Annotated in this window: 21 protein-coding genes; 10 read left to right on the top strand and 11 right to left on the bottom strand. The window is 74.3% G+C overall.

From position 1 onward, the window contains the following. Window positions 1-169: 169 nt before the first annotated feature. Both afsK and kbpA read right to left on the bottom strand, forming a co-directional pair. Complete coding sequence (gene afsK, locus ACZ4YY_RS15615) at window positions 170-2530, bottom strand: protein serine/threonine kinase AfsK (RefSeq protein WP_468289287.1); 2361 nt, start codon at window positions 2528-2530, stop codon at window positions 170-172. Between the two features lie 178 nt (window positions 2531-2708). Next, window positions 2709-3443, bottom strand: coding sequence for an AfsK-binding protein KbpA (gene kbpA, locus ACZ4YY_RS15610; protein ID WP_468289284.1), 735 nt, complete (start codon window positions 3441-3443; stop codon window positions 2709-2711). 122 nt (window positions 3444-3565) lie between these two features. Here kbpA and ACZ4YY_RS15605 point away from each other — a divergent pair, with 122 nt between their 5' ends. Next, window positions 3566-4213, top strand: coding sequence for a TetR family transcriptional regulator (locus ACZ4YY_RS15605; protein ID WP_468289281.1), 648 nt, complete (start codon window positions 3566-3568; stop codon window positions 4211-4213). 100 nt (window positions 4214-4313) lie between these two features. Here the strand turns inward: ACZ4YY_RS15605 and ACZ4YY_RS15600 are convergent, their stop codons facing one another. After that, window positions 4314-4766, bottom strand: coding sequence for an Lrp/AsnC family transcriptional regulator (locus ACZ4YY_RS15600; protein ID WP_468289278.1), 453 nt, complete (start codon window positions 4764-4766; stop codon window positions 4314-4316). Between the two features lie 82 nt (window positions 4767-4848). On the opposite strand from ACZ4YY_RS15600, the gene ACZ4YY_RS15595 reads away from it, so the two are divergent. After that, window positions 4849-5469 carry a LysE family translocator gene (locus ACZ4YY_RS15595; RefSeq protein ID WP_468289275.1) on the top strand — a complete coding sequence of 207 codons (621 nt, stop codon included), beginning with the start codon at window positions 4849-4851 and terminating at the stop codon, window positions 5467-5469. On the opposite strand, the gene ACZ4YY_RS15590 is transcribed toward ACZ4YY_RS15595, so the two are convergent. Both ACZ4YY_RS15590 and ACZ4YY_RS15585 read right to left on the bottom strand, forming a co-directional pair. Further along, a complete protein-coding gene (locus ACZ4YY_RS15590) occupies window positions 5464-5940 on the bottom strand; it encodes a nitroreductase/quinone reductase family protein (protein ID WP_468289273.1) in 477 nt (158 codons plus the stop codon). The two genes, ACZ4YY_RS15595 and ACZ4YY_RS15590, sit on opposite strands and share 6 nt — an antisense overlap. An 88-nt stretch (window positions 5941-6028) precedes the next feature. Then, a complete protein-coding gene (locus tag ACZ4YY_RS15585; RefSeq protein ID WP_468289479.1) occupies window positions 6029-7228 on the bottom strand; it encodes an acyl-CoA dehydrogenase family protein in 1200 nt (399 codons plus the stop codon). Window positions 7229-7352: 124 nt separating this feature from the next. Here ACZ4YY_RS15585 and ACZ4YY_RS15580 point away from each other — a divergent pair, with 124 nt between their 5' ends. The 3 genes from ACZ4YY_RS15580 to ACZ4YY_RS15570 all read left to right on the top strand — a co-directional run bounded on the left by ACZ4YY_RS15580 (window position 7353) and on the right by ACZ4YY_RS15570 (window position 12817). Continuing rightward, the gene (locus tag ACZ4YY_RS15580) at window positions 7353-8546 is read left to right on the top strand and encodes a thiolase C-terminal domain-containing protein (protein WP_468289270.1); all 1194 of its coding nucleotides are present in this window, start codon (window positions 7353-7355) and stop codon (window positions 8544-8546) included. Window positions 8547-8788: 242 nt separating this feature from the next. After that, window positions 8789-9454, top strand: coding sequence for a pyridoxine/pyridoxamine 5'-phosphate oxidase (locus ACZ4YY_RS15575; protein WP_468289268.1), 666 nt, complete (start codon window positions 8789-8791; stop codon window positions 9452-9454). Between the two features lie 357 nt (window positions 9455-9811). After that, window positions 9812-12817: a S53 family peptidase gene (locus ACZ4YY_RS15570; RefSeq protein ID WP_468289265.1), complete on the top strand. Its 3006-nt coding sequence runs from the start codon at window positions 9812-9814 to the stop codon at window positions 12815-12817. Window positions 12818-13427: 610 nt separating this feature from the next. Here ACZ4YY_RS15570 and ACZ4YY_RS15565 read toward each other — a convergent pair. From ACZ4YY_RS15565 to ACZ4YY_RS15550, 4 genes are all read right to left on the bottom strand, one after another. Continuing rightward, window positions 13428-14294 carry a GNAT family N-acetyltransferase gene (locus ACZ4YY_RS15565; protein ID WP_468289262.1) on the bottom strand — a complete coding sequence of 289 codons (867 nt, stop codon included), beginning with the start codon at window positions 14292-14294 and terminating at the stop codon, window positions 13428-13430. Next, window positions 14291-14902 (bottom strand): GNAT family N-acetyltransferase, encoded by a 612-nt coding sequence (locus tag ACZ4YY_RS15560; RefSeq protein WP_468289259.1) that lies wholly within the window; start codon window positions 14900-14902, stop codon window positions 14291-14293. Before ACZ4YY_RS15560 ends, ACZ4YY_RS15565 begins: the two co-directional genes overlap by 4 nt. 91 nt (window positions 14903-14993) lie before the next feature. Beyond that, window positions 14994-15392, bottom strand: a complete 399-nt coding sequence (locus ACZ4YY_RS15555; RefSeq protein ID WP_468289256.1) for a Zn-ribbon domain-containing OB-fold protein — start codon at window positions 15390-15392, stop codon at window positions 14994-14996. Beyond that, window positions 15389-15838, bottom strand: a complete 450-nt coding sequence (locus ACZ4YY_RS15550; RefSeq protein WP_468289253.1) for a DoxX family protein — start codon at window positions 15836-15838, stop codon at window positions 15389-15391. The genes ACZ4YY_RS15555 and ACZ4YY_RS15550 overlap by 4 nt, the downstream gene beginning before the upstream one ends. Before the next feature lie 494 nt (window positions 15839-16332). On the opposite strand from ACZ4YY_RS15550, the gene ACZ4YY_RS15545 reads away from it, so the two are divergent. The 4 genes from ACZ4YY_RS15545 (at window position 16333) to ACZ4YY_RS15530 (ending at window position 22883) form a co-directional block, all read left to right on the top strand. Further along, window positions 16333-17514, top strand: a complete 1182-nt coding sequence (locus ACZ4YY_RS15545) for a flavin-containing monooxygenase (RefSeq protein ID WP_468289250.1) — start codon at window positions 16333-16335, stop codon at window positions 17512-17514. Window positions 17515-17908: 394 nt separating this feature from the next. Further along, the gene (locus tag ACZ4YY_RS15540) at window positions 17909-19399 is read left to right on the top strand and encodes a flavin monoamine oxidase family protein (RefSeq protein WP_468289247.1); all 1491 of its coding nucleotides are present in this window, start codon (window positions 17909-17911) and stop codon (window positions 19397-19399) included. 123 nt (window positions 19400-19522) lie between these two features. Further along, complete coding sequence (locus ACZ4YY_RS15535) at window positions 19523-21748, top strand: acetate--CoA ligase family protein (RefSeq protein WP_468289244.1); 2226 nt, start codon at window positions 19523-19525, stop codon at window positions 21746-21748. A gap of 337 nt (window positions 21749-22085) precedes the next feature. Continuing rightward, window positions 22086-22883, top strand: a complete 798-nt coding sequence (locus ACZ4YY_RS15530) for an enoyl-CoA hydratase/isomerase family protein (protein ID WP_468289241.1) — start codon at window positions 22086-22088, stop codon at window positions 22881-22883. A 3-nt stretch (window positions 22884-22886) separates the two neighbouring features. Here ACZ4YY_RS15530 and ACZ4YY_RS15525 read toward each other — a convergent pair whose 3' ends face one another. After that, on the bottom strand, window positions 22887-23819 hold the full coding sequence (locus ACZ4YY_RS15525) for a hypothetical protein (protein ID WP_468289238.1): 933 nt from the start codon (window positions 23817-23819) through the stop codon (window positions 22887-22889). Between the two features lie 164 nt (window positions 23820-23983). Between ACZ4YY_RS15525 and ACZ4YY_RS15520 the strand changes: the two genes are divergently transcribed. Further along, window positions 23984-24571: a flavin reductase family protein gene (locus tag ACZ4YY_RS15520; RefSeq protein ID WP_468289235.1), complete on the top strand. Its 588-nt coding sequence runs from the start codon at window positions 23984-23986 to the stop codon at window positions 24569-24571. Here ACZ4YY_RS15520 and ACZ4YY_RS15515 read toward each other — a convergent pair. Then, window positions 24568-25908, bottom strand: a complete 1341-nt coding sequence (locus ACZ4YY_RS15515) for an MFS transporter (RefSeq protein ID WP_468289233.1) — start codon at window positions 25906-25908, stop codon at window positions 24568-24570. The two genes, ACZ4YY_RS15520 and ACZ4YY_RS15515, sit on opposite strands and share 4 nt — an antisense overlap. Window positions 25909-25942 lie beyond the last annotated feature (34 nt).

Genomic DNA, 25942 nt, shown 5'->3' with positions numbered 1-25942 from the left:
GGGGCCGCCCCCCTTCCGAAGACCGGGTCCCGTCCCCTCCCGGAGACCGGGGCCCGACGGCCTTCCCGGACGACGGAGGTCCGTCCCGCCCGGGACGGCGCAGGTCCGTCAGGTCCCGGACGACAAGGGTCCGTCCCCGTCCCCGACGACAGGGTTCCGTCGGGGGGGGCTACGCCGTTCTCGCCGTCCCGGTGCCCTTCTCCGCGTCCAGGGCGTACACGCAGCGGTCCTTGCTGCAGGCGTACACCACGCCGTCGCGGACCACCGGGGAGCCGGTGATCTCGCCGCCGGTGGCGAGCTTCCAGCGCAGGCGGCCGTCGTCGGCCTTGAGGGTGTACAGCAGGTGGTCGGTGGAGCCGAAGTGGATGCGGCCCTCGGCGACCGCGGGGGCGCCGACGATGTCGCCGCCGGCCTGGAAGCGCCACTTGGGCGTGCCCGTGACCGCGTCGAGGGTGTAGAGGCCCTTGCCGCTGCCGACGTGGACGTGGCCCGCGGCCACCAGGACCGGGTCGATGGAGGAGCGGGCCTCGGTGGCGATGCGCCAGCGGTCGCGGCCGTCGGTGGCGTCCAGGGCGTAGACCGTGCCGAGGTAGTCGGCGAGGTACACGCCGCCGCCCGTCACGGCCGGGCCGGGGACGAAGGCGGGTGCGGAGAGGAAGGCCGCCGGCGCCTCGAAGTGCCAGCGCACCATGCCGCTCGCCACGTCCACGGCGAGCACGCGGGTGCCGGCGGAGATGTAGGCGTAGCCGTCGGGGGCGGTGGTGACGCGGACCGGGACGCCGCCGCAGGAGGCCGCGTCGCCGATGGGGTAGGACCAGCGTTCGTCTCCGGTGCGGGCGTCCAGGGCGCGCAGCCGGGCGTCCTGCCAGACGTAGACCGTGCCGTCGTGCAGGGCGGGCCCGGCCTCCGGGGACTCGAAGTCGGTCTGGCAGCCGGTGACCTCCCACAGCTTCTGCCCGGTCGAGGCCTCCCAGGCCTGCACGCCGCCGCCGCGGGTGCCGGTGACGACGGTGCCCCGCTCGGCCTTGAGGCAGTACACCCAGGCGTCCGTCGGCAGCCGCCACAGGTCGGTGCCCTCGCGGGCGTCCAGGGCGAAGAGGGTGGGGCCGTCGGAGGCGTGGACGCGGCCGTCCGCGACCGCCATCGACCAGGCCACGTCCCGCGTCTTGAAGCGGCGGCGGCCGGTGGCCACGTCCAGCGCGTGCACCTCGAAGGAGGTGACGTAGACGAGGTCGCCCGCGACGGCCGGGGTGCCCCACACGTCGTTGGACATGCGGAACCGCCAGGGCCGCCAGCCGGCCGGGGTCTCCGGGGCCGCGGTGGGGGCGGGCGGCACGGCGGGGTCGGCGCCGTTGACGCCGGTGCGGGGCCGGGACCAGGAGGCGACCAGGCCGGGCTCGGGCGCGGGCGCCCTGACGGCGGCGGCGCGGACGTCGGCGACGCGCGGGCCGGGCCCGATGGGCACGGCCGCGCCGGCCAGCCGGACGGGACCGGTGTCGGGGACGCCGGCCGCGGGCCGGGACAGCACCACGGGGTCGCGCGAGGGCTGCGGGGGTACGGCGGGCCGGTCGGCACCCGCCCCGCCGGCGTCGCCGCCGCGGCCGGTGGTGGGCGCGGCCGGTCTGGCCGTCGGGCGGCCGCCGCGGCGGGTCTCGATCAGGGCGACCGCCTTCTCGGGCAGCCACGCCGACGCCGTACCGCTGTCGTCGGAGCCGGAGCCGAAGAGGTGCGGGGCGAGCTGGGCCTGGAGGTCGGCGGGGCTGGGGCGGCCCGTGGCCTCCATCTGCATGCAGGACTCGATCAGGGGGCGCAGCTCGTCGGGCAGGCCCTCCAGGTCCGGGCCCTCGCGCAGCAGCATGAAGACGGTCTCGACGGGGTTGGCGCCGTGGAACGGGGGGTGGCCGGTGGCGGCGAAGACCAGGGTGGAGCCGAGGGAGAAGACGTCGCTGGCGCCGGTGACGCTGCGGGAGTCCTTCGCCTGCTCCGGGGACATGTAGGCGGGGGTGCCGACGGCGACGTTCGTCATCGTCAAGCGGGTGTTCGAGACACCGGACGCGATGCCGAAGTCGATCACCCGGGGGCCGTCCTCCACGACGAGGACGTTGGAGGGCTTGAGGTCGCGGTGGACGAGCCCGGCGCCGTGGATGGACTGGAGGGCCTCCGCGACACCCGCCGCCAGCCAGCGCACCGCCTGGGCCGGCAGCGGCCCGCACTCGTTCACTATCTCCTCGAGCGAGGGGGCGGGCACGTACGCGGTGGCCAGCCAGGGCACGGCGGCGCGCGGGTCGGCGTCGACGACGGCGGCCGTGTAGAAGCCGGAGACCGCCCGCGCCGCCTCCACCTCGCGGGTGAAGCGCACGCGGAACAGCTGGTCCTCGGCGAGCTCCGTGCGGACCGTCTTGATCGCCACACGGCGGCCCGAGGCCGAACGCGCGAGATAGACCAGCCCCATGCCGCCGGCCCCCAGCCGTCCCAGCACCTCGAACGGCCCGATCCGCCGCGGATCGTGCTGTGTCAGCTGATCCACCACTTGCCTGCCACCTCCCCGTACGAGCCCCGCCACCCATATGTGTACGCGACCCCGTGCAGCGTCTCACCACCGCACCGCCATGGCGGCACGCACCCCGATTCTTCCTGGCCGGACCACCTGTTGCGAACCCGGTGACAATCGGGGTGTCCGATGTCATACCAGGGCAGAAAGGTACAGTTCAGCGCTCCAGGACCGCGAACGACGCCCCCTGATTGTCGGTGACGACGGCCACCGTGCCGTAGGACGCGGTGAACGGACCCGCCTGGACGCGCCCGCCGAGCCGGCCGACCGCGCCGAGCGCCGCCTCGCAGTCCGCGACGCCGAAGTGGACCAGGAAGTGCGGCGGCATCATCTCGGGGAAGACGTCCGCGACGGGGGCCCGCCCGAAGTCGGGCTCGGCGCCGGGACCGAAGAGCGCCTCGTGGAAGAGGTGGCCGTAGAAGGTGTTGGCGGTCTGAATGTCGCGGGCGTACAGCTGCGCCCAGGCGAAGGCGCCGGGCCGGTGGCGGATGCCGAAGCCGGGGTGGCTGCCGGGCTGCCAGAGGCCGAAGACGGCGCCTTCGGGGTCGGCGGCCAGGGCGGCGGCGCCCAGCCCGTCGACCGGGAACGGCGCCATGACGACCTGCCCGCCGGCCGCCCGGATGCGCCGGGTGGTCGCCTCGGCGTCCGGCGTCGCGAAGTACACCGTCCAGACGGTGGGCATGCGGCCGTCCGTCTTCGGGGCGAGGGCGGCCACGGGCTCCCCCGCCAGCCGGGCCCAGACGGAGGCGCCGGACGCGCCCTCGAAGGCCCAGCCGAAGAGCTCACCGTAGAACCGCCGGCCCGCCTCCACGTCGGGAAGCTGCGCGTCCACCCAGCAGGGGACGCCCTCGGGGTATCCCCCTGTGTACACCGATGCCCTGTTTTCGGCCATGCAGCCAACGTAACGGCGGTTCACGCAGCCCGCAGACCAGGCACACCCGCCTCCGCGCCCCCGCGCACCCCATTTGCAGTCGGCCGAATAGCGCTCCGATCACCCCTCGGTAAGCTGACGACATGACAGGACAAGTGCGTACCGTCGACGGCCGCGTGGCCGGTCGGCGCGGGCAGGCGACGCGGCAGAAGTTGCTCGACTGCCTCAGCGAGATGCTCAGCTCCTCTCCCTACCGGGACGTCAAGGTCATCGATGTCGCCCGGAAGGCGGGCACTTCGCCCGCGACCTTCTACCAGTACTTCCCGGACGTCGAGGGCGCCGTCCTGGAGATCGCCGAGCAAATGGCCGCCGAGGGAGCCGGATTGACCGAGCTGCTCGCGGGCCGGTCCTGGGTCGGCAAGGCCGGCTGGCAGACGGCGCAGGAACTCGTCGACGGTTTCCTGGAGTTCTGGCGGAGGAACGACGCGATCCTGCGTGTCGTCGACCTCGGTGCGGCCGAGGGCGACAAGCGCTTCTACAAACTCCGCATGAAGATCCTCAACTCGGTGAACAACTCCCTCGCGGAGTCGGTCGCCGAGTTGCAGGCCAAGGGCCGTGTCGACAAGGACGTGAACCCGGCCGCGGTCGCCGGCTCGCTCGTCGCGATGCTGGCGGCGGTCGCCTCGCACCAGAAGGGCTTCCAGTCCTGGGGTGTCAAGCAGGCCGAACTCAAGCCGAATCTCGCGTTGTTGGTGTATCTGGGCGTCACCGGCAAGAAGCCGACGAAGTAGCCCGCCCCGGCCCCCGGGATTGCAAGGGTTCAAGTCCTGTCCGACAGACGGCGGTCCACCGAGGTGGGCCGCCGTCCGTCGTTGTCCGGGGCGGTCGGGCTCACGCCGGCAGCGGGCGGTCCTTCACCACGTGCTTCATCACCAGCGTCGAGGTGAGCCGCTGGACGCCCGGCAGCGTGGCCAGCCGCTCGTCGTACAGCCGCTGGAAGGCCGCGAGGTCGGCGGTGGCCACCCGCAGCAGGTAGTCCGGTTCCCCGAAGAGGCGCTCGGCCTCCAGGACGTGCGGGATGCCGGCCAGCGCGCTCTCGAACCCGGCGACCGTGTCCCGGTCCTCCTGCCGCATCGACACGAAGACCAGCGCCTCGAAGGTCAGCCCCACCGCGGCCGGCTCCACGACCGCCCGGTACCCGCTGATCGCCCCCGACCGCTCCAGTTCCCGCAGCCGCCGGTGGCACGGCGAGACGCTGAGCCGCACCCGGGCGGCCAGCTCGGTCACGGTCAGCCGCCCGTCCTGCTGGAGTTCGGCAAGGATTTTCCGATCCACGTCGTCCATGGGGAAGATCTTCCCTCGGCAGCCCCCCTGTCGCGCAAACTTCGACAACACTTTCGACCTCAACGAGCCTAATGTCGCCCCCATGCACTCGGGATCCCTTCTCTCCTTCCTCGCCGTGGATCTGCTGCTGGTGTGCGTGCCGGGGGCCGACTGGGCGTACGTGATCGCGGCAGGACTGCGGGGACGCTCGGTGGGCCCGGCGGTGGCCGGGCTGGTCAGCGGCTACGCCCTGCACACGGCGCTCGCCGCGGCGGGCCTCGCCGTCCTGGTGGCCGGCTCGCCCGCCCTGCTCACCGCGCTCACCCTGGCGGGAGCGGCGTACCTGGTGCGGCTGGGGTGGGGCGTGCTGCGCCGGCCCGCGGTGCCGGAGGCGGGGGAGGCGGCGGCGCGGGACGGCGGCCGGGTGTTCCTGCGGGGGGCGACGATCAGCGGCCTCAACCCCAAGGGGCTCCTGCTCTACCTGTCGGTGCTGCCGCAGTTCCTGGACACCGGCTCCGCAGGGCTGCCGGTCCCCGCCCAGACGGCCGTCCTGGGGATGCTGCACATGGCGTGCTGTGCCCTGGTCTACGCGGTGGTCGGACTGGCGGCGCGCACGGTGCTCGGCGCCCGCCCCGCCGCGGCCCGGGCGGTCACCCGCACCTCGGGGGCGGCGATGCTGGGGATCGGCGCGTTCCTGCTGGTCCAGCGGCTGGCCACGCTATGACGCCCGCCGCGTGATCCGGAACAGCCGGATCTCCCGCTCCACCCGCGCCTGGTACGTCGCGTACGGCGGCCAGAACGCCAGCACCGCCTGCCAGGCCGCCGCCCGCTCCGGTCCCTCCAGCAGCCGGGCGGTCACCGCGACGTCCGCGCCCTTCCAGCTGATCTCGGCGTCCGGGTGCGCGAGGAGGTTGGCCGTCCAAGCGGGATGGCCGGGCCGCCCGAAGTTGGACCCGACGAGGATCCAGCTCCTGCCTCCTTCCTCGGGCATGCAGGCGAGGGGCGTCCGCCGCGCCAGCCCGCTCCTGGCCCCGGTCGAGGTGAGCACGACCCCCGGCAGCAGCTGGGCGCTGAGCAGTACCTTCCCCCGCGTGAGCCGGTGGACGGCACGGTCGAGCGCCGGGACGACCCAGGGGGCGACCCTGGCGAACCCGGGTGTCGAGGAGACCTTCTGCACGAGCCGTGTACCGATCACGTCGCACCCTCCGTCGACCGGCCGGGGGACGGCAGCGACGGGTGGACGCGGGCGGGGCCCCGGGGGCCGTCGCCTCCCGTCGCCGGGGTCACACCGGCACCTCCGTCCGTCCGTCGGCGCGGGTGAAGAGCTGTGCCTCGGCGGCCGCGTGGGCGCGCAGGCGGTGGGTGGGGCCGAAGAGCAGGTCGTCCGCGGCGGCGCGCTTGAAGTACAGGTGGGCCTCGTGCTCCCAGGTGAAACCGATGCCGCCGTGGAGCTGGATCGCCTCCGCGGCGGCGGTGCGCAGGGCGGTGAGGGCCTGGGCGAGGGCGAGGGCGCCGGCCCTCCCGGCGTGGGCGGCGGTCGCCCAGGCGGCGTAGTAGGCGGCGGAGCGGGCCGTCTGGACCTGCACGTACACGTCGGCGAGCCGGTGCTGGACGGCCTGGAAGGAGGCGATCGTCCGGCCGAACTGTTCGCGCTGCCCGACGTACTCGACGGTCCGCTCCAGTGCCCGGTCGGCGGCGCCGACGGCCTCGCAGGCGAGGACCGCGGCGGCCAGGTCGCCGAGCCGGGCCAGGGACGGCAGGATGTCCGCGTCCGGGTCGCCCAGCGGTCGGGCCGCCACGTCCCGGAGCTGGACGCGGGCCTGGGGCCGGGTGGCGTCCAGGGCAGTCTGACGGGTGCGGGTCAGACCCGCGGCGTCCCCGGGGACGAGGAAGAGCAGCGGGCGGGAGCGGGCGAAGCCGCCGGTGTGGGCGGCGACCAGCAGCAGGCCGGCGCTGTGCCCGTCGAGGACACCTGCCGCCTCCCCGTACAGCCGCCAGCTGCCGCCGCCCGGCCGGGCCTGGATGCCGCCCGCGCGGCCCCCGCCCGCCCAGTCGCCGCCGTTCGGGCCGGTCAGCGCGAGGGCGGTGGTGAGCGCGGAGGCGGGGACGGCGAGGGTGGCGGTGAGGGCGCCGGAGGCGATGCGCGGCAGGAGCGCGTCGCGCTGGGCGTCGGTGCCGAGGGCGAGGAGCAACGGTGCGGCGAGGACGGACGTGGCGAGGAGCGGGGACGGAGTGAGGGCCCGGCCCGTCTCCTCGCAGGCGAGGGCGAGGTCGGTGACCGGGCAGCCGATCCCGCCGTACGTCTCGGGGAGGGCGAGGCCGGGCAGGCCGAGCTGGTCGGCGAGGGTGGTCCAGAGGGCGGGGTCATGGCCGGCGGGGGTGTCGAGGGCGGCGCGCAGCTCGGGCGGGCCGGAGCGTTTGTGGAGCAGTTCCCGCAGCGTACGGCGGATCTCGTCCTGCTCGGCGGTGAAGCCGGGGTCCATGGGCGGGACTCCCCTCCGCTTCTCGGTCATTACCTGACGGGGCGTCATATTAGGCCGGGGAGGCGGGGATGCCCAGAGCCCCGACCCCTGCCTCTCACCCCGTATCTGATGTACCGTCAGATCCATGACCTCAGGGACGTCAGGGACGACACCCGGGAACCGCAAGGTCGCCGTGGTCGGCGTGGCCCTGTCCGACTGCGGACGCGTGGACGACGCGACGCCCTACGCCCTGCACGCCCAGGCGGCCCGCCGGGCGCTGGCCGACGCGGGACTGGACCGCGCGCACGTCGACGGCTTCGCCTCCGCCGGGCTCGGCGCGCTCGCCCCCGTGGAGGTCGCCGACTACCTGGGCCTGCGCCCCACCTGGGTGGACTCCACCTCGGTCGGCGGCTCCACCTGGGAGGTGATGGCCGGCCACGCGGCGGACGCGATCGCGGCCGGCCACGCGAACGCCGTCCTGCTCGCCTACGGTTCCACGGCCCGCGCGGACGTCCGGGCGGGCCGCCGCACCGGCACCCTGTCCTTCGGCGCGCGCGGCCCCCTCCAGTTCGAGGCGCCCTACGGCCACACCTTGATCGCCAAGTACGCGATGGCGGCCCGCCGCCACATGGTCCGCCACGGCACGACGGTCGAGCAGTTGGCGGAAGTGGCGGTCCAGGCCCGGGCCAACGCGGCGCTGAACCCGGACGCGATGTTCCGCACCCCGGTGTCCGTCGCCGACGTGCTGTCCGGCCCGATGATCGCCGACCCGTTCACGAAACTGCACTGCTGTCTGCGCTCCGACGGCGGCGCGGCGGTGCTGCTGGCGGCCGAGGAGTACGTGCGGGACTGCCGTACGGCGCCGGTGTGGATCCTCGGCACCGGCGAACACGTCTCGCACGCGAGCATGACGGAGTGGGAGGACTTCACCGTCTCCCCGGCGGCGGTCAGCGGCCGCCTCGCCTTCGGACGGGCCGGGGTCCGCCCCTCGGAGATGGACTTCGCCCAGCTCTACGACGCCTTCACCTACATGACCCTGGTGACCCTTGAGGACCTGGGCTTCTGCGCCAAGGGCGAGGGCGGGGCGTTCGTCGAGAAGGGCCGGCTCAGGGTCGAGGGCGGAGACCTGCCGGTGAACACGGACGGCGGCGGCCTGTCCGCCCAGCACCCCGGCATGCGCGGCCTGTTCCTCCTGGTGGAAGCGGTACGCCAGCTACGGGGCGAAGCCGGAGCCCGCCAGGTGCGGGGGCGCGACGGCGGCCTGCCCCGGCTGGGCGTGGCCTCGGGGACCGGCGGGTGGTTCTGCTCGTCGGGGACGGTCGTGCTGGGCCGCGGCTGAGGACCCCTGACGGGCCCTCGGAGCTCCGAGGAGAGGCCCGTGCCGGGCGTCGCGGGCCGGACGGGACTGCCGAAACACGCCCCAGGGGCCGTCGTCCGGGATCGGGTCGCGTCGCAGCCCGTCCGGCGGACCGAGCCGCGCCTGCGGCGTATCCCGCCCGGCAGGACCGGGCCGCCGGACAGCGCCTGGGACCCGTCCGGGCCGCGTGCCGGATCCGGCGCGGCCCGGACGATACTCGGACCATGGGAACGGATCTTCACGAGCTGCTGAGGTCGCTGCGGGTGTGGGACCCGGAGGTGACCGGCCTGCCGCCCTTCGACCCGCAGGCGGCCCCCGGCGAACCGCTGGCGCTGTTCACGACGTGGTTCGCCGAGGCGGTGGCGGCGGGCGAGCGGGAGCCGCACACCATGACCCTGGCGACGGCCGACGAGAAGGGCCTCCCGGACGCCCGGATCGTGATGCTGCACGGCGCCGACGCCGACGGCTGGGCCTTCGCGACCCATGTGACGAGCCGGAAGGGCCGCGCGCTCGCCGCCCGCCCCTACGCGGCCCTCACCTTCTACTGGCCCGTCCAGGGCCGCCAGATCCGCGTGCGCGGCCCGGTCGCCACGGCCCCCGCCGAGGAGGCGCGCGCGGACCTGCACGCCCGCTCCACGGGAGCGCTCGCCGCCGCGCTCACCGGACGGCAGAGCGAGGTCCTGGGCTCGGTGGAGGAGCTGACGAGGGCCTCGGAGGCGGCCTGGGAACGCGCCCGCCGGGAACCGGACGCCGAGGCCCCGACGTGGACGCTGTACCGGCTGCGGCCCGACGAGGTCGAGTTCTTCCAGGGGGACGGGCGGCGGCGGCACGTTCGGCTCCGCTACCGGCGCGAGGACGGGGCCTGGGTCCGCGAGCTGCTGTGGCCGTGAGCCGGCCGGCGCGACCGTGACCGGTCCTCGCGGCCGGCCGCGGCGACACCGAGCCGACCCAATGTCCCCAGACGTTCGGTTTTGTCTGATCACAGTCCCGTAAACAGCGGATCCCCCGCTTGTTGCGGTGATCTCACGACTGATACGAATTCACTTCTGGCTGTCGTCCGCCGCGTGGGAGCGGTGACACCGCCGGGGGGGCTCACGTAGGTCTGGTCGCGGGCGGGTCATGCCCGGACCCCGGCAACGGACTCATCACGCTTTCGCCGTGCCCGCATACGCGCACGGTCGCACCCTTCCGCGGTTTCACCGCCCGCGCACATCCCCGGGCGACAGAGATCGCGAGAAGGAGTGTGCATGGGCCGAACCGCCCGTGATAAGGCGTTCAGATGGGGCGCGGCGACCGTCGTCGCCCTGGCCGTGACCGCCACCGTGTCGCCGGTGTCGCACGCCACCACCACGGACGAGCCGGCCCCGCGGCGGGTCGGCTCGGCGCCGAAGGTCCCGCAGGGCGCCGTCCGTTCGGCGGACCCGGCGGCCGGGCAGACGCTCGACCTGAGCGTCGTGCTGGAGCCGCGCGACCCGGCCGCGCTGAAGCGTTTCGTCGCCGAGGTCTCCGACCCGAAGTCCCCGAACTACCGCAAGTACCTCGGTACCGGTGAGTTCGCGAGCGTCTTCGGCGCACTGCCGCAGACCGTCGAGCGCGTCCGCGCCGACCTCGAGGCGAAGGGCCTCACGGTCGGCGAGCTGGAGTCGGACGGGCTCACGCTGCCCGTGCGCACGACGGTCGCGGGCGCGGCGAAGGCCTTCGCCACCGAGTTCGACGGCTACAAGCTGAAGGACGGCAAGACCGGCCTGACCAACACCCGTGCCCCGCAGTTCGACGGCACGAGCGCGGGCGACGTCCGCGCGGTGGTCGGTCTGAGCACGCTGGCGTCGTACGAGCCGCGCAACACCGGCCCGAAGAGCGCGCCGCGCAAGCAGCGGACCGCGGACGCCACCGACGGCGCCCGCCGGTCGCGTCTGACGGGTACCACCCCGACGATGTGCCAGGACATCAAGGACCTGTACGCGACGGACGTGCCCGGTGCTCCGGCCGCGTACGACAAGCAGGACTACTGGAGCGCCAGGTCGCTGGCGACGGCCTACAACATGGCCGACCAGCCCAACGTGCAGACCGGCACCACCATCGCCGTCTACTCGCTGGAGAACTACGACCTGCGGGACATCAACAGCTACCAGGCGTGCCACGGCACGAAGGTCCCGGTCAGCTCGGTGCGGGTCAACGGCGGTCCCAGCGAGCCGGCGAGCATCGACACCGGTGTCGGTCTGGAGACCGCGCTGGACGTCGAGACCGTCATCGGTCTCGCCCCGCAGGCCAAGGTCGTCGTCTACCAGGGCCCGAACACCTGGCAGGACGGCACGGACGTGTTCCGCCGGATCGTCACGGACAACCGGGCCAAGGTCGTCTCGGTCAGCTGGGGCAGCTGTGAGATGAACACCCCGGCCGACGTCATGGACGCCGAGGCCCTGATCTTCCAGCAGGCCGCCGCGCAGGGCCAGACCATCGTCGCCGCCTCCGGCGACAGCGGCTCCACCGGCTGCTACGTCCCGGACGACGACGCCCCCAACGCCGACAAGCTGGTCACCGACAACCCGGCGAGCTCGCCGTACGTCCTCGGTGTCGGCGGCACCACCATGCGGACCCAGGTCTCCAACCAGACCACCTGGAACGGTTCCGGCGGCGGCGTCTCGCAGCGCTTCCAGCTGTCCGCCGACGGCTTCCAGAACCGCGTCGGCAAGGGTTACAGCGACGCCTGCGCCGCCGGCGCCGGCAAGGTCTGCCGTCAGGTCCCGGACGTCTCCGGCCTCGCCGACCCGGCCACCGGCTACCCGGTCGCCTTCGGCCACGAGAGCGACGGCACCCAGTACTGGCACATCATCGGCGGCACCAGCGGCGCCGCCCCGGTGTGGGCCGCGCTCATGGCGCAGGCCGACCAGGACCTCGCCTGCCAGGCCAACGGTTCCGTCGGCGACGTCCACTCCGCGCTGTACCGGCTCCCGGCCACCGCGTTCCGTGACGTCACCACCGGCAACAACAACCTGACGGACTCCGGGAACTCCAGCGGTCTGTACCAGGCCGGCACCGACTACGACCTCGCGACCGGCCTCGGCACCCCGAACGGCCGCGAGATCGTCAAGGGCCTGTGCCAGGCCGTGCCGCGCTCCCCGGCCGGCACCTTCAACGCGCTGACCCCGGCCCGCGTCCTCGACACCCGCTACGGCATCGGCCGTCCCGGCACCGCCCCGGTCGCCGCGAACGGCACGGTCAAGCTGAAGGTCACGGGCGTCGGCGGTGTCCCGGCCACCGGTGTCACCGCGGTCGTCGTCAACGTCACGGCCGCCGCGCCCACCGCGACCGGTCACCTCATCGCGTACCCGAGCGGCACCACCCGCCCGGCCTCGTCGAACATGAACTGGCTCAAGGGCCAGATCGTCCCGAACCTGGTGACCGTCCCGGTCGGCAAGGACGGCTCGATCGACCTGTTCAACGCGGGCAGCGGAACCGTGCACTTCATCGCGGACGTCTCCGGCTACTACTCCACCGAGGCCGGCGGCAGCACCTACCTGGCCAAGGGCCCGACCCGGGTGCTCGACACCCGCAACGCCATCGGCGTCGCGGGCCGGACCCCGGTCGCCGGCCAGGGCACCGTCTCCCTGAAGGTCGCGGGCGTCGGCGGCGTGCCGGCCACCGGCGCCACCGCCGTGGTCCTCAACGTCACGGCCACCGCGCCGACCTCGACCGGTCACCTCATCGCGTACCCGAACGGCGCGAGCCGTCCGACCGCGTCGAACATCAACTGGCTGAAGGGCCAGACCCGTCCGAACATGGTCGTCCTGCCCATCGGCGCCGACGGCAAGGTGAACCTGTACAACGCCGGCACCGGCACCGTGCACTTCATCGCGGACGTCTTCGGCTACTACACGCCCACGGCGGAGGGCTCGTCCTTCCACACCGCGGGCCCGAGCCGACTGCTCGACACCCGCTACGCCCTCGGCACCGCCCGCAACACGCCGGTGCCCGGCGGCTCCACGCTGGTGCTGGACATCAACGACGGCCACACCCTGGCGAACGCCAAGGCCGTGGTCCTCAACGTCACCGTCACCGCCCCGACGGCCAACGGCTTCCTGACCGTGTGGCCCGACGGGACCACCCTGCCGAACGCGTCCAACCTCAACTGGACCGCCGGCCAGACCGTGGCCAACCTGGTGACCGTGCCGGTCGTCAACGGAAAGATCGACTTCCGTCCGAACGGCGGGACCGTGCACGTGATCGCGGACCTGTTCGGGTACTACCTGTAGTCACCGCGAGCGGCACGCACGACCGACGCCCCGCCCCCACCACGTCGTCCAGTGGTGGGGGCGGGGCTTTGCCGTGGCCCTCGGTTCGGACGGGGGCCGCACCACCAGGGCGAGGGCCACACCACCGGGCCGCGTCACCAGGCGGGGGCCGCACCGCCGGGCTTGCCGCACCGCCGGGCGGGGGCCGCACCGCCTGGGCGAGAGCCGCGTCACCGGGCGGCCGCACCGCCGGGCGAGAGCCGCACCGCCGGGCGGGGGCGCCGTCCGGGGCACCGACATCCACGGCGATCGGCTCACCGTCGACGCGAGCGCCCTGCGGCGGGAGGCCGCCCGGCGACCGGCGAGTGCGGCTCGCCGCGCGCCGAACCGTCGCCCGCCTGATCCCGGCACACCTGACCGCCGCACAGCGGCTCACCGTCGACCCGAGCGCCCTGCGGCGGGAGGCCGCCCGGCGACCGGCGAGTGCGGCTCGCCGCGCGCCGAACCGTCGCACGCCTGATCCCGGCACACCTGACCGCCGCACACCCGATCGCCGCATGCCCGATCCCCGCACACCCGATCGCCGCACGCTGGACCGCCGTGTGCCGAACCGCCGTGCGGCAGCCCTCCGTCACCGACCTCCGGCGAACTCGTGCACGGCGAAGTCCGCCACCGGCCGGTAGCCGATCCGCTGGTACAGCGCATTGCTCGTGGGGTTCGCCAGGTCCGTGAAGAGGAGGACGTCCGCCGCCCCGGACGCCAGCGCGGCCCGGCTGACCTCGGTGGTGGCGGCACCCGCGTAGCCCCGGCCGCGCAGCTCCGGCGGGGTGTAGACGGGGGCGACCCGGACCTGTCCGGCGACCTGCGGGGTGACGCCGGCCATGGCGACCGGAGTGCCGTCGGGGGTCTCCCAGAGGGTGATGCCGCCGTGGGCCAGGCGGGAGTCCACCCAGGCGCCGCTGTCCTGGGTGTTGCGCTGACCGATCTCCGCCATGAACTCCTCGAACCAGCGCGCGAGCCGGTCGCGGTCGGCGGCGCCGGCGACCCGCGGGCGCCCCTCGGGGACGGGGCCCGGAGCGGTCAGCTCGCCCAGCCGGTAGAGGCGTTGGCGTTCCTTCAGGCTCGTTCCGGCGCCGCTGTGCCGCTGCCAGGAGCGGGCGAAGGCCGCCGCCGTGTCGCGTTCGGCGGAGACGCCGGGGAGCGGGTGGCCCTCGGCGGACAGACGCACCGCCAGCGCGTCGGCCTCCTCCTCGGTGAGGGACGTGAGGGTGAGCCACCAGGGCGGCGTCCGCAGGAACACCGCGCGGACGGCTCCGCCGTGCTCCAGGACGCCGAAGACGGGACTCTCCGGTCCGTAGGTGTGCGGCCCGCGCCGGCGCAGCCCGTCCGCCAGGGTCAGGGGGACGGTGTGCAGGTCGGGCCGGGAGTGCAGGAACGCGCCGGCCCGGTCGAGGAAGGCGTGCAGGTCGTGGGTGAGGGTCCAGTCGCCGGGTCTCACCGCGCCTCCCAGGGGCGGAGCGCCGGATCGGTCGCCAGGCGGGCGTGGCGGTGGACGTCGCGGAAGGCGTCCGTGCGGCCCTGCTCGAACATCGCGCCGCGCAGCACCCCCTCGAAGGAGAACCCGCAGCGCTCGGCGATTCGGCAGGACGCTTCGTGGCCGAGCGCGTGGCCCAACTCCAGCCGGTGCAAACCGAGTTCTGTGAACGCCCACTCCGTCACCAGTCGCAGCGACCGGGTCGCCACCTGCCGGCCGCGCGCCTCGGACAGCACCCAGTAGCCGACGTTGCCCGCGCGCCGGACGCGGTCGATCGAGTCGACGCCGATCTGTCCGAGGACCGTGCCGTCGTCCGCGTCGGTGACGCAGAAGGTCACGCCGGTCCCGTTCGTCGTCTCGTCGGCCTTGGCGTACAGCGACGCGCGGGCGCTGGCCGTGTCCGTGATCTCCCGCAGGGGCGTGTTCCACCGCCGGAACTCGGGGTCGGTGCGGCCCCGCAGCCATGCGTCCACGTCGGCGGCGGACCCGGGGTCCCAGGGGCGCAGGCGGAGGCCGAGACCGTGGGGACCGGGGGCGGTCGATGCGGCGTACGGCGCGCGGATGTCGGTCATCCGGCCATTGAAACACCCGTGCGCCCCGGGACGGAGGGCCTCCCGGAGGCTCTGGGAGAGGTCCCGCCACCGGCCTCCCCGGCGGCCCCGGTCACCCCTGCGCGGGCCGCGCGGCCCGGAACACCGGCACTCCCTCCCGGAACTCCACCACCAGCTCCATCCCGGCCCGGGGCCGCGCCTCCCCCACCAGTTCCGTCGCCATCCGCGGCCCCTCCGCGAGGTCGACCACGGCGGCGACGTACGGGGTGCGTGCGTCGAAGGGCGGCAGGTCGTTGCGGTGGACGACGGACCACGTGTACAGCACCGCCCGGCCGCTGGCCCGCTCCCACCGCACGTCCTCGCTCCAGCAGTGCGGGCAGAACTCCCGCGGGTAGTGGTGGGCCCGTCCGCACGCCCCGCAGCGCCGGAGCAGCAGACGGCCCTCCGCGGCCGCGTCCCAGTACGCGCGCGTGAAGGCGTCGGGCTCGGGGACGTCGTGGCGCGCGCTCACGGGAACAGCCCCAGCGCGCTGTCCAGGGACCAGGTCTGCCACCCCATCCCGAGCAGCGCGACCACCGAGATCAGCGCCATCATCGAGTTCTGCCCCTGCTCGGCCCAGTCGTGGATCATGAGGGTGAAGTAGAGGCCGTTGAGCAGCAGCCCGCCCACCAGCGCGACCGGTGTGAGGAACCCGGCGACCAGCCCCAGGCCGAGGGCCAGCTCCGCGTAGACGACGACGTACGACATCACGCGCGGCCTCGGTGTGACGACCGCCGCGAAACCGGACCGAACGGCACTCCAGCGGTGCCTGGCCGCGACGTCCGCCGCCCAGGCGATGCCGGCGCCCTCGGACCAGCTCTTCCTGTCCTTGTGCCGCCAGCACTCCAGCCACCACAGTCCGAGCCCGATCCTCAGCACCGCCATGCACTGCGCACCGTCGAGCCAGAGGGTCTCCATGGATCTGACGGTACGTCAGATCCATGGGTCCGGGAAGCGCTCGCGCACGAGGGGAGCAGCCTGTGCGCCGGCCGTGCGGTGTCCGCCTGTCTTCGCGAACCCGGCCGGTCTGCCGCCGAATTGCCGACAGCCCCGAGCCGTTCACGGGTGACCCACGGCTTTGGCAACAGCAAGGCGTCGAACCGTGAAGTACAGGGCCATCAAGCGCAGGCGGCCGTCATCGGCACCGGTGCCGCCGGGGCCGCGGCGGTGGGCGGCGTCGCCCTCGGCGCGCAGCCTCCGGCAGCACGTCCGCCCCGTCGTCGTCCGCCGGCCCACCGGCCCTCGCCCCGTGAGGCCGGGCCGGCACACCCGGCCGGGCGTCACGCCTCGCCCACATTCCGGTGAAGTGCGTCACAGGCCCGGCCCACGTCTCCCTCAAGCGTGACCGATCCGCAACCAATTCCGGTCTTGACCGAGACCCATCAACCAGCTGCGTGATTACGCTCGCGCTCATGGCCGACTCCGCAGCACATCACCCTGTCGCTCCCGCGAACCCCGCCGACCGCCCCGTCTACGTGATCGGCGGCGGCCCCGCCGGGCTGGCCACCGCGTACGCGCTGCGCGCCCTGGGGATCCGTGTCGTCGTGGTGGAGAAGGCCGACCGGATCGGCGCGTCCTGGCGACGCCACTACGACCGGCTGCACCTGCACACCACCCGGCGCTCGTCGGCCCTGCCGGGGCTCCGGATGCCGCGCGGGTTCGGCCGCTGGCCGGCCCGGGACGACGTGGCGCGGTACCTGGAGAAGTACGCCGAGGTCCACGAGCTGGAGATCGTCACCGGCGTCGAGGTCTCCCGTGTCGAGCGCACCCCCGACGGCACCGGCTGGCTGCTGCACGCCTCCGGCGGCCGCCGGCTGACCGGAGCGGCGGTCGTCGTCGCCACCGGTTACAACCACACCCCGCGCCTGCCCGAGTGGCCGGGCCGGGACACGTACACCGGCGAGCTGACGCACGCCGGCGCCTACCGCGACGGCACGCCCTACGCGGGCCGGGACGTCCTGGTCGTGGGCGTCGGCAACACCGGCGCGGAGATCGCCGTGGACCTGGTGGAGAAGGGCGCCGAGCGGGTCCGCCTCGCCGTGCGCACGGTCCCGCACATCGTGCGCCGTTCGACCCTCGGCTGGCCCGCCCAGTACAGCGGCATCCTGGTGCGACGGCTGCCCGTCGGCCTCGTCGACCGGATATGCCGGGTGATGGCGCTGAGCCTGCCCGACCTCTCCGCCCACGGCCTGCCCCGCCCCGACACCGGTCTCTACACCCGGGCCCGGCAGGGGGCGATCCCGGTGCAGGACGTCGGTCTGATCGACGCCGTGCGCAAGGGGAAGGTCGAGGTCGTGGCCGCCGTCGAGGGCTTCGAGGACGGCAAGGTCGTCCTCGCCGACGGCACCCGCCTGTCCCCGGACGCCGTCGTCGCCGCCACCGGATACGTGCGCGCTCTGGAAGGCCTCGTCGGCCACCTCGACGTGCTGGACGACCGCGGCCTGCCGGTCGCCCACGGCCGCCACGCCCCGGAGGACGCCCCGGGCCTGTACTTCACCGGATTCACCACCCCCATCAGCGGCACCCTGCGCGAGGTCGCGCGGGACGCGGAACGCATCGCGAAGGCGGTGCGCGCGCACATCCGGCGCCGCTGAGAACGGCCCCCGAAGGCGGTGCGCACCTTCCGGCACCGCCCGGAACCGCCCCCGCAGCAGCACGCACCCGCCCGGAACCGCCCCGCCAGCGGTGCGCGCGCCCCTGGCCGCCGGGAACAGCCGCCAGGGGTACGCGCACACCCGGTGGCCCGGCCCGGCGGCCCGCGCCGCCGTGATCCTCCCGCCCCGGCCCGGCGGCGCCCGCTGACGTGACCCCCGCCCGAGCGGACCCGGCCGACGGCGCCCGTGCTGTCCCGCGCCGCTTTCCCTGCCGTCCGCCCCCTCCGTTGATCCCGACGTCGCGAGAGCGTTGTCCCGTCCCCCCGCGCACCCCCAGAATGTGAGCCCTGTTCACCTTTCCGACTCCACCCCCTCTTCTCCACGGAGGACGCACGTGGCAAGTGAAAGACAGCTCTCCCGCCGCTCCCTGCTCGGCGGCACCGCCGCCGTCGCCGGGGCGGCCACCCTGACCGCGACCGGCACCGGCCCGGCCCATGCGGCGGCCGCCCGGGAGGTGGACGTCGCGATCGTCGGCGCCGGCCTCGCCGGTCTCACCGCGGCCCGGGACCTGGTCGCCGCCGGGCGGACGGTCGCCGTGCTGGAGGCCCGCGACCGCGTCGGCGGCCGGGTGCTGGGCCTGCCCCTGGCGGGCGGCGGGGTCACCGAGGGCGGCGGTGAGTTCATCGGCCCCACCCAGCACCGCATCAAGGCCCTCGCCGACTCCCTCGGCGTGGCCACCTTCCCGACCCACAACACCGGCAGGAACCTGCTCTACAAGGACGGCAGGAAGACCCCCTACGCCACCGACGGACTCCTCGGCGCGGTCCCGCCGGTCGACGCGGCCGGGCTCGCCAACGCGGCGATCGTCCAGGCCTCGCTCAACGACATGGCCGGACAGGTCCCGGTCGACGCGCCCTGGACCGCGGCCAAGGCCGCCGAGTGGGACCGGCAGACCTTCGAGACCTGGCTGCGCGCCAACGCCGTCGTCCCGTCCGCCAAGTTCCTCCTCGACGTCGCCTGCACCTCGATCTTCTCCGCCGAACCCCGCGAACTGTCGCTGTTGTTCGTCCTCTTCTACATCGCCGCCGCCGGCGACGCGTCCACCCCCGGCACCCTGGAACGCCTCACCGAGACCGCGAACGGCGCCCAGGAGCTGCGCTTCGTCGGCGGCTCACAGCTCGTGCCGGTCAAGCTCGCCGCCACGCTCGGCGACCGCGTGGTGCTCAACGCCCCGGTGCGCGCGGTGAGCCGGTCCGGGAGTAGGTACGTCGTGACGGCCGACGGCGTCACCGTCACCGCCAGGAAGGTCGTCGTCGCCGTGCCCCCGCCGCTGGCCGCGCGCATCACCTACGACCCCCTCCTGCCCGCCGACCGCGACCAGCTCACCCAGCGCCTGCCGATGGCGTCGGTGGGCAAGGCGATCGCGATCTACGACACCCCCTTCTGGCGGGCCGACGGCCTCAACGGCCAGGTCGTCAGCGACACCGGCGTGGTCAGCTCCACCTTCGACAACTCCCCGCCGGACGCCTCGTACGGCGCGCTGATGGGCTTCATCGAGGCCGACAAGGCCCGGGCCCTGGACGCGGCGAGCGAGGCGGAGGTCAGGGCGGCCGTGCTGAAGGACTACGCGACGTACTTCGGCGAGAAAGCCGCCTCCCCTTCCTCCTTCGTCCTGCAACGCTGGAACAACGAGGGCTACACGCGCGGCGGCCCCGTCTCCGTCGCCGCGCCCGGTGTCCTGACCCAGTACGGCCCGGCCCTGCGCCGGCCCGTGGGCGGCATCCACTGGGCCGGCACGGAGACCTCCACGTACTGGATGGGCTTCATGGACGGGGCCGTGCGCTCGGGCGAGCGGGTGGCGCGGGAGGTGCTGGCGGTGCTGTGAACCCGCCGTCCGGTTCCCCGGGGCCGTTCGTTTCTGTGTGCACGACTATTTCTGACAGACCGTCAGCTATGTAACCTGACAGAGCGTCAGTTACTTGGCAGTCACACAGGAGCGGGCGGACCGATGCTTGGATCAACCCACGGCACCCTCACCACCGACTCCCGCCGGGCCCGGGTCATCGCGTGCGGCGAACAGCCCGGTCCGGCCGTGCACGGACGGCCGGCCGACGCGGACGATCTCGACGTCGGCGGCCGTCCGCTGTACGCGACCGTCCCCGATCTGGACCGCTTCTTCCGGCCCGAGACGGTCGCCGTCGTCGGCGCGTCGGACGCCGAGGGCCGGCCCCACACCGGTGTCACCCGGCAACTGGTGCGCTGGGCCGAGCGGGTGGGGGCCCGGCTGCATCCCGTGCACCCCACCCGCGACTCGGTCTTCGGCATCCCCTGCGTCCCGTCCGTGGCCGACCTGCCGGAGCAGGTCGATCTGGCGGTGGTCCTGGTCGCCGACCCGCTGCCCGTGATCGAGCGTCTCGCCGAGGCCAAGGCGCGGTTCGCGGTCGTCTTCGCCTCGGGCTTCGCGGAGACGGGCGAGGAGGGAGCCGCCGCCCAGGACCGCCTGGCCGCGGCCGTGGCGCGCTCGGGGATGCGGCTGCTGGGCCCCAACACCAACCTCAACGCCTTCGAGCACTTCCGCGACGACCTCGAGGGGCCGTCGATCGCGCTGGTCACCCAGTCGGGCCACCAGGGCCGCCCCGTCTTCGCCCTCCAGGACCTCGGCATCCGCCTCTCCCACTGGGCGCCGACGGGCAACGAGGCCGACCTGGAGACCGCCGACTTCGTCTCCTACTTCGCGCAGCGGCCCGAGGTCGGCGCGATCGCCTGCTACATCGAGGGGCTGAAGGACGGCCGCGCCTTCCTCCTCGCCGCCGACCGGGCCGCCCGCCGCGGGGTCCCGGTCGTCGCGGTCAAGGTAGGACGCACCGAGACCGGCGCCCGCACCGCCGCCACCCACACCGGCAAGCTGACCGGCGCGGACGACGTGGTGGACGCGGCGATGCGCCAGTACGGCGTGATCCGGGTGGACGGTCTCGACGAACTCCAGGACACGGCGGCCCTGTTGGCCCGCGCCCGCCCGCCGCGCGCCGACGGCGTGGTGATCTACTCGATCTCGGGGGGCACCGGCGCCCACGCGGCCGACCTGGCGACTGCGGCGGGCCTGCGCCTGCCGACGCTGTCGGCCGCCCGACAGGCCGAACTGCACCGGTGGATCCCGGACTACCTGAACGTCGCCAACCCCGTGGACAACGGCGGCCACCCGGTGGGCGACGAGCGGGGCCGGAAGATCATCGACGCGCTCCTCGACGATCCCGAGGTCGGCGTCCTGATCTGTCCCGTCACGGGCCCCTTCCCGCCGCTCAGCGACAGACTCGTCCGGGACCTGGTGGACGCGGCGGAGACGACGGACAAGCTGGTGTGCGTGGTGTGGGGCTCCCCGGTGGGCACGGAGTCCGCCTACCGCGAGGTCCTCCTCGGCTCCTCCCGGGTGGCGACCTTCCGCACGCTCGGCAACTGTCTCGCGGCGGTCCGCGCCCACCTCGACCACCACCGCTTCGTCCGCGACTACCGCTCCCCCTTCGACCGGGCCCCGCGCACCCCGTCCCCGTCCTTCCGCAAGGCGCGGATGCTGATGCGCCCCGGCCAGCAGCTCAGCGAGCACGCGGCGAAGCAACTGCTGCGGGCGTACGGCATACGGGTCCCGCGCGAGCAGCTCGTGACCAGCGCGGCGGCGGCCGTGCGGGCGGCGGGTCTGGTCGGCTACCCCGTGGTGATGAAGGCCTCCGGCGCCCGCATCGCCCACAAGACCGAACTGGGCCTGGTGAAGGTCGGCCTGACCTCGGCCAGTCAGGTGCGCGACGCCTACCGGGAGTTGACCGACACCGCCCGCTACGAGGACGTCGCGCTGGACGGCGTCCTGGTGTGCCAGATGGTCGAACGGGGCGTGGAGATGGTCGTCGGCGTCACCCACGACGCCCTCTTCGGGCCGACGGTCACGGTCGGGCTGGGCGGGGTGCTGGTGGAGGTCCTGCGCGACGCGGCGGTCCGCGTCCCGCCCTTCGGCGAGGACCAGGCCCGCGCCATGCTCGGCGAACTGCGCGGCCGCGCCCTGCTGGACGGCGTCCGGGGCCGCCCCCCGGCCGACCTGGACGCGCTGGTCGAAGTCGTCCTGCGGGTCCAGCGCATGGCGCTGGAACTCGGCGACGATCTGGCCGAGCTGGACATCAACCCGCTGATGGTGCTGGAGCGGGGGCAGGGGGCGGTGGCCCTGGACGCGCTGGCGGTGTGCCGGTGAGGGGACCCGCCGGCCGGGGTGTGCGGGGGTCGCCGTACCGGCGGGGGATCACGTCACGGCCGGGACGGACGAGGGCGGCCGACGAGGCGGCGCCGAAGAGGCGGTCCGGAGGTGCTCCCGGCGACGGGCAGCCCGCACCCGCACCCGCACCCGCGCCCGGAGGTCGTATACCTGCCCGTACGTCCGGGCCTGCCCGACGGTCGCGAGGTGGCCGGCCTCCGGCACGGGGCCGGCCTCGGCACCGAGACGAAGGGCAGCCCCGCCCGCACCCGGCTGTCCCGTCCCCGGAACGGAGTGTGAGCGTGCACCCGGCTGTCCCGTCCTCCCGGAACGGAGTATGAGCGTGCCCGACCCCTGGATCCGGAACACGACCGACCGGCACGTCACCCACCTCACCCTGGACCGCCCCGAGGCCCTCAACGCCCTCACGCCCGCCCTGCGCGACCGGCTGATCGAGCTGTTCGCCGAGGCCTCCGCCGATCCGGAGGTGCGGGCGGTCGTCCTCACCGGGACCGGCCGCGGCTTCTGCGCGGGCGCGGACCTGCGCGGCGGACCCCCGGCCGGGGAGCGGGTCCCGGGCGACGTGGCCCGCACCCTCCGCCTGGGCGCCCAACGCCTGATCGCGGCCGTCCTCGACTGCGAGAAGCCGGTCGTCGCCGCCGTCAACGGCACGGCGGCCGGCCTGGGCGCGCACCTCGCCCTCGCCTGCGACCTGGTGCTGGCCGCGGAGTCGGCGAGGTTCATCGAGGTGTTCGTCCGCCGGGGCCTGGTCCCCGACGCGGGCGGCGCCTATCTCCTGCCCCGTCTCGTGGGACCGCGACGCGCCAAGGAGCTGATGTTCTTCGGCGACGCCCTCACCGCCGTCGACGCTGAACGCCTCGGCCTGGTCAACCGGGTGCTCCCCGACGGCGAGCTGGCGAAGACGGCCCGGGCCTGGGCCGAACGCCTGGCCGCCGGCCCCACCCGGGCCCTCGCCCTCACCAAGCAGCTCGTCAACGCCTCCCTCGACGGCGACCGCGCCACCGCGTTCGCCGCGGAGGCGGCCGCCCAGGAGATCAACATGACGACGGCCGACGCCCGGGAGGGGCTGGCGAGCTTCGTGGCGCGCCGGGACCCGGAGTTCGGGGGCCGCTGACGGTCAGCCCCCGGCCCGCTTCAGGATCCGCAGGTCCTCGACGTCCGGGTCCCCGACGAACAGGAACAGCTCGGGGGCCCGCTCGGTCCCGCCGACCGTCCAGGACGTCTCGTCGCCGCAGCCGCTGCCGGTGCCGGTACCCGACGCGAGGCGTACGACGACGTCCCGTCGGCCGCCGGTGCCCTCCGTCACGAAGGTCCAGGTGCCGACGCCCGAGCACACGACCGCGTCGGCGTCCGCGAAGGGTTCCGGCTCCGCGGGCACCCTCGTCAGCTCGGCCCGCCCGCCCGGAAGCAGCCGCAGTTCCGCCCCGTCGTCACCGCTCCACACACCGGCGATCCGAGCGGCGGACAGTTTCGGCGGCTCGTAGCGCGGGAGCAGTCCGGTGGCACCGGCCAGCGCTCCGCCCACCAGGGCGAGCACGGACAGCGCGACGGAGCCCGCGCCCGCGCGCCACCAGACGCCCCAGGTGCTGGGCGCCGTCCGCCGCGCGTAGGCCATCGCCAGGACCGGGACGACGGCGAGCGCCGCGAGCACCAGGACCGTGGTGCCGAACGGCCGGTCCCACAGCACGGCGGCCACCAGCGCCCACACGGCCCCGACGCCGACCGCGCCCAGCAGGTGCCGGACCCAGGACGGTCCGCGCAGACGGCCGAGCGCGAGGTCGGCGAGGGCGGCGCCGGGCAGGATCTGCGTGACCGCGTGCAGCAGACCCAGCACCGGCAGGTACAGGGGCGCGAACACGACCACGCACAGCAGGCCGAGCGCCCCGCCGAGGCCGCGGCCGTAGGCGTCGGTGGCGAGACTGTGGCTCCACCAGAGCACATGGGCCGCCGGGAGCTGTGCCGCCCCGGCCGCGATCGCCGCCGTCGGCGCGGACCCTGGCCGCAGCGCGGCCGCCTGCGCGATGGCCTTCGCAGCCGCCCTCGTGTGCATGCCATCCCACCCCACGGCGTCAGCGTACGCGCGCGCCCTGAGCCCTCCGCGGGGCCCCGCGCACCTCCGCCGGGCCCCGCGTCCCTCTTCGGCACAGCACGCCTTCTCATCCGACGCCGCACCCCTTCTCATCTGACGGTCCGTCAGTTTCAATGGGGGATGTGATGGGACACGCAGGGATGGCGGCCGCCGCCGTCCGATACCTCCGGGCGGCAGACCCGGTCGAGCCTCTTCCCCGCCCCGACCTGCGCTGCGTCCGCGAGGACGAACGGCCGCCGGTCGACCGGGCGGAGTTCCGGCGGGTGCTGGGCGCCTTCGCGACGGGCGTCACCGTCGTCACCGCACCCGCCGCCGACGGCGAGCCCGGCCCGTCCGGCTTCGCCTGCCAGTCCTTCACCTCCCTCTCCCTCGACCCGCCCCTCGTCGCCTTCATGGTCGGCCGCACGTCCACGACCTGGCCGCGCATCGCCCGCGCGGGCACCTTCTGCGTGAACGTCCTGGCCGCCCACCAGGGCGGCCTGTGCCGCGCCTTCGCGGTGAGCGGCGCGGACAAGTTCGCGGGCGTGCCCTACGACCCCGCCCCCGTCTCCGGCGCCCCGCGCCTCACGGACACGCTGGCGTGGATCGACTGCACGGTCCACGCCGTGCACACGGGGGGCGATCACCTGATCGTGGTCGGCCGGGTGGACGCCCTCGGCGCCGGCCGGGAGGACGCGGCACCGTTGCTGTTCCACAGGGGCCGGTTCCTCTAAGGGGTCCTTGCAGAAGGCCCGCGCCGGATCACCAGCGCCATCAGCGCCGCCGCCGCGCACAGCGCGCCCGACGCGTACCAGACGACGTCATAGGAGCCGAAGACGTCGCGGGCGACACCGCCGAGGAAGGCGATCAGGGCCGCGCCGACCTGGTGGGAGGCGAGGACCCAGCCGAAGACGATCGCGCTGTCGTCGCCGTACCGCTCCCGGCACAGGGCCAGCGTGGGCGGGACCGTGGCGACCCAGTCGAGGCCGTAGAAGACGATGAAGAAGATCATCGGGAGGTGGACGGTCGGGGCCAGCAGCAGGGGGAGGAACACGAGCGAGATGCCGCGCAGGGCGTAGTAGACCGCCAGCAGGCGGCGCGGTTCGAAGCGGTCGGTGAGCCAGCCGGAGGCAATCGTGCCGACCACGTCGAACACGCCGATGACCGCGAGGAGCGAGGCCGCCGCCGGGACGGACATGCCGTGGTCGTGGGCGGAGGGCACGAAGTGCGTCTGGACCAGGCCGTTCGTCGACGCGCCGCAGATCGCGAAGGTGCCGGCCAGCAGCCAGAAGGGGCCCGTGCGCATCGCGGAGACCAGGACGGTGACCGCGCGGCGGGCGGCACCCGTGACCGGGGGCGGCTTGGGCACGAACTCCTTCGCCCCGTAGGGCTTCAGGCCCACGTCCGCCGGGTGGTCGCGCAGCAGCAGCCAGACGAAGGGGACGACGGCCAGGGCGGCGAGGGCGACCGTCACGGCAGCCGGACGCCAGTCGTGGCGCGTGACCATCCAGGACAGCGCCGGCAGGAAGATCAGCTGGCCGGAGGCGGAGGCGGCGGTGAGGATGCCGCTGACCAGGCCACGCCGCTCGGCGAACCAGCGGTTGGTGACCGTCGCCGCGAACGCCAGCGCCATGGAGCCCGACCCCAGACCGACCAGCAGTCCCCAGTACAGCATCAGCTGCCAGGCCGCCGTCATCCACACCGTCAGACCCGAGCCGACCGCGATCACGGTCAGGGCCACGGCCACGACCCGGCGGATGCCGAAGCGGTCCATCAGCGCGGCGGCGAAGGGCGCGGTCAGGCCGTACAGGGCGAGGTTGACCGAGACCGCCGCGGCGATCGTGCCGCGCGACCAGCCGAACTCCGCGTGCAGCGGGTCGATGAGCAGACCCGGCAGCGAACGGAAGGCCGCCGCGCCGATGATCGTGACGAAGGTGACGGCGGCGACGAACCAGGCGCGGTGAACGCGCCGGCGCCGCCGCCCCGGGGCGACTCCGGCCGGCTCGGCGACGTGGGCGACAGGGGTGGCTTCGGGCGGTCGGGCCGCTCGGGTTGTGTGGATCTCGGTCACGTCCTGAAGCTTCCGGCTCACGGCCCCTTCCCAT

The organism is Streptomyces sp. NPDC030143, assembly GCF_055573695.1.
Note: the sequence above shows the minus strand (reverse complement) of the source record. Positions and strands in the feature narration are given on the sequence as shown.

Coding starts and splice junctions, on each gene's coding strand:
- ACZ4YY_RS15595 (WP_468289275.1), top strand. CDS start 4,849: ATGCACTCGGGATCCCTTCTCTCCTTCCTCGCCGTGGATCTGCTGCTG.
- ACZ4YY_RS15525 (WP_468289238.1), bottom strand. CDS start 23,819: ATGCACACGAGGGCGGCTGCGAAGGCCATCGCGCAGGCGGCCGCGCTG.
- ACZ4YY_RS15520 (WP_468289235.1), top strand. CDS start 23,984: ATGGGACACGCAGGGATGGCGGCCGCCGCCGTCCGATACCTCCGGGCG.
- ACZ4YY_RS15585 (WP_468289479.1), bottom strand. CDS start 7,228: ATGGACCCCGGCTTCACCGCCGAGCAGGACGAGATCCGCCGTACGCTG.
- ACZ4YY_RS15605 (WP_468289281.1), top strand. CDS start 3,566: ATGACAGGACAAGTGCGTACCGTCGACGGCCGCGTGGCCGGTCGGCGC.
- ACZ4YY_RS15560 (WP_468289259.1), bottom strand. CDS start 14,902: ATGACCGACATCCGCGCGCCGTACGCCGCATCGACCGCCCCCGGTCCC.
- ACZ4YY_RS15575 (WP_468289268.1), top strand. CDS start 8,789: ATGGGAACGGATCTTCACGAGCTGCTGAGGTCGCTGCGGGTGTGGGAC.
- ACZ4YY_RS15535 (WP_468289244.1), top strand. CDS start 19,523: ATGCTTGGATCAACCCACGGCACCCTCACCACCGACTCCCGCCGGGCC.
- ACZ4YY_RS15550 (WP_468289253.1), bottom strand. CDS start 15,838: ATGGAGACCCTCTGGCTCGACGGTGCGCAGTGCATGGCGGTGCTGAGG.
- ACZ4YY_RS15580 (WP_468289270.1), top strand. CDS start 7,353: ATGACCTCAGGGACGTCAGGGACGACACCCGGGAACCGCAAGGTCGCC.
- ACZ4YY_RS15545 (WP_468289250.1), top strand. CDS start 16,333: ATGGCCGACTCCGCAGCACATCACCCTGTCGCTCCCGCGAACCCCGCC.
- ACZ4YY_RS15530 (WP_468289241.1), top strand. CDS start 22,086: ATGAGCGTGCCCGACCCCTGGATCCGGAACACGACCGACCGGCACGTC.
- ACZ4YY_RS15570 (WP_468289265.1), top strand. CDS start 9,812: ATGGGCCGAACCGCCCGTGATAAGGCGTTCAGATGGGGCGCGGCGACC.
- ACZ4YY_RS15600 (WP_468289278.1), bottom strand. CDS start 4,766: ATGGACGACGTGGATCGGAAAATCCTTGCCGAACTCCAGCAGGACGGG.
- kbpA (WP_468289284.1), bottom strand. CDS start 3,443: ATGGCCGAAAACAGGGCATCGGTGTACACAGGGGGATACCCCGAGGGC.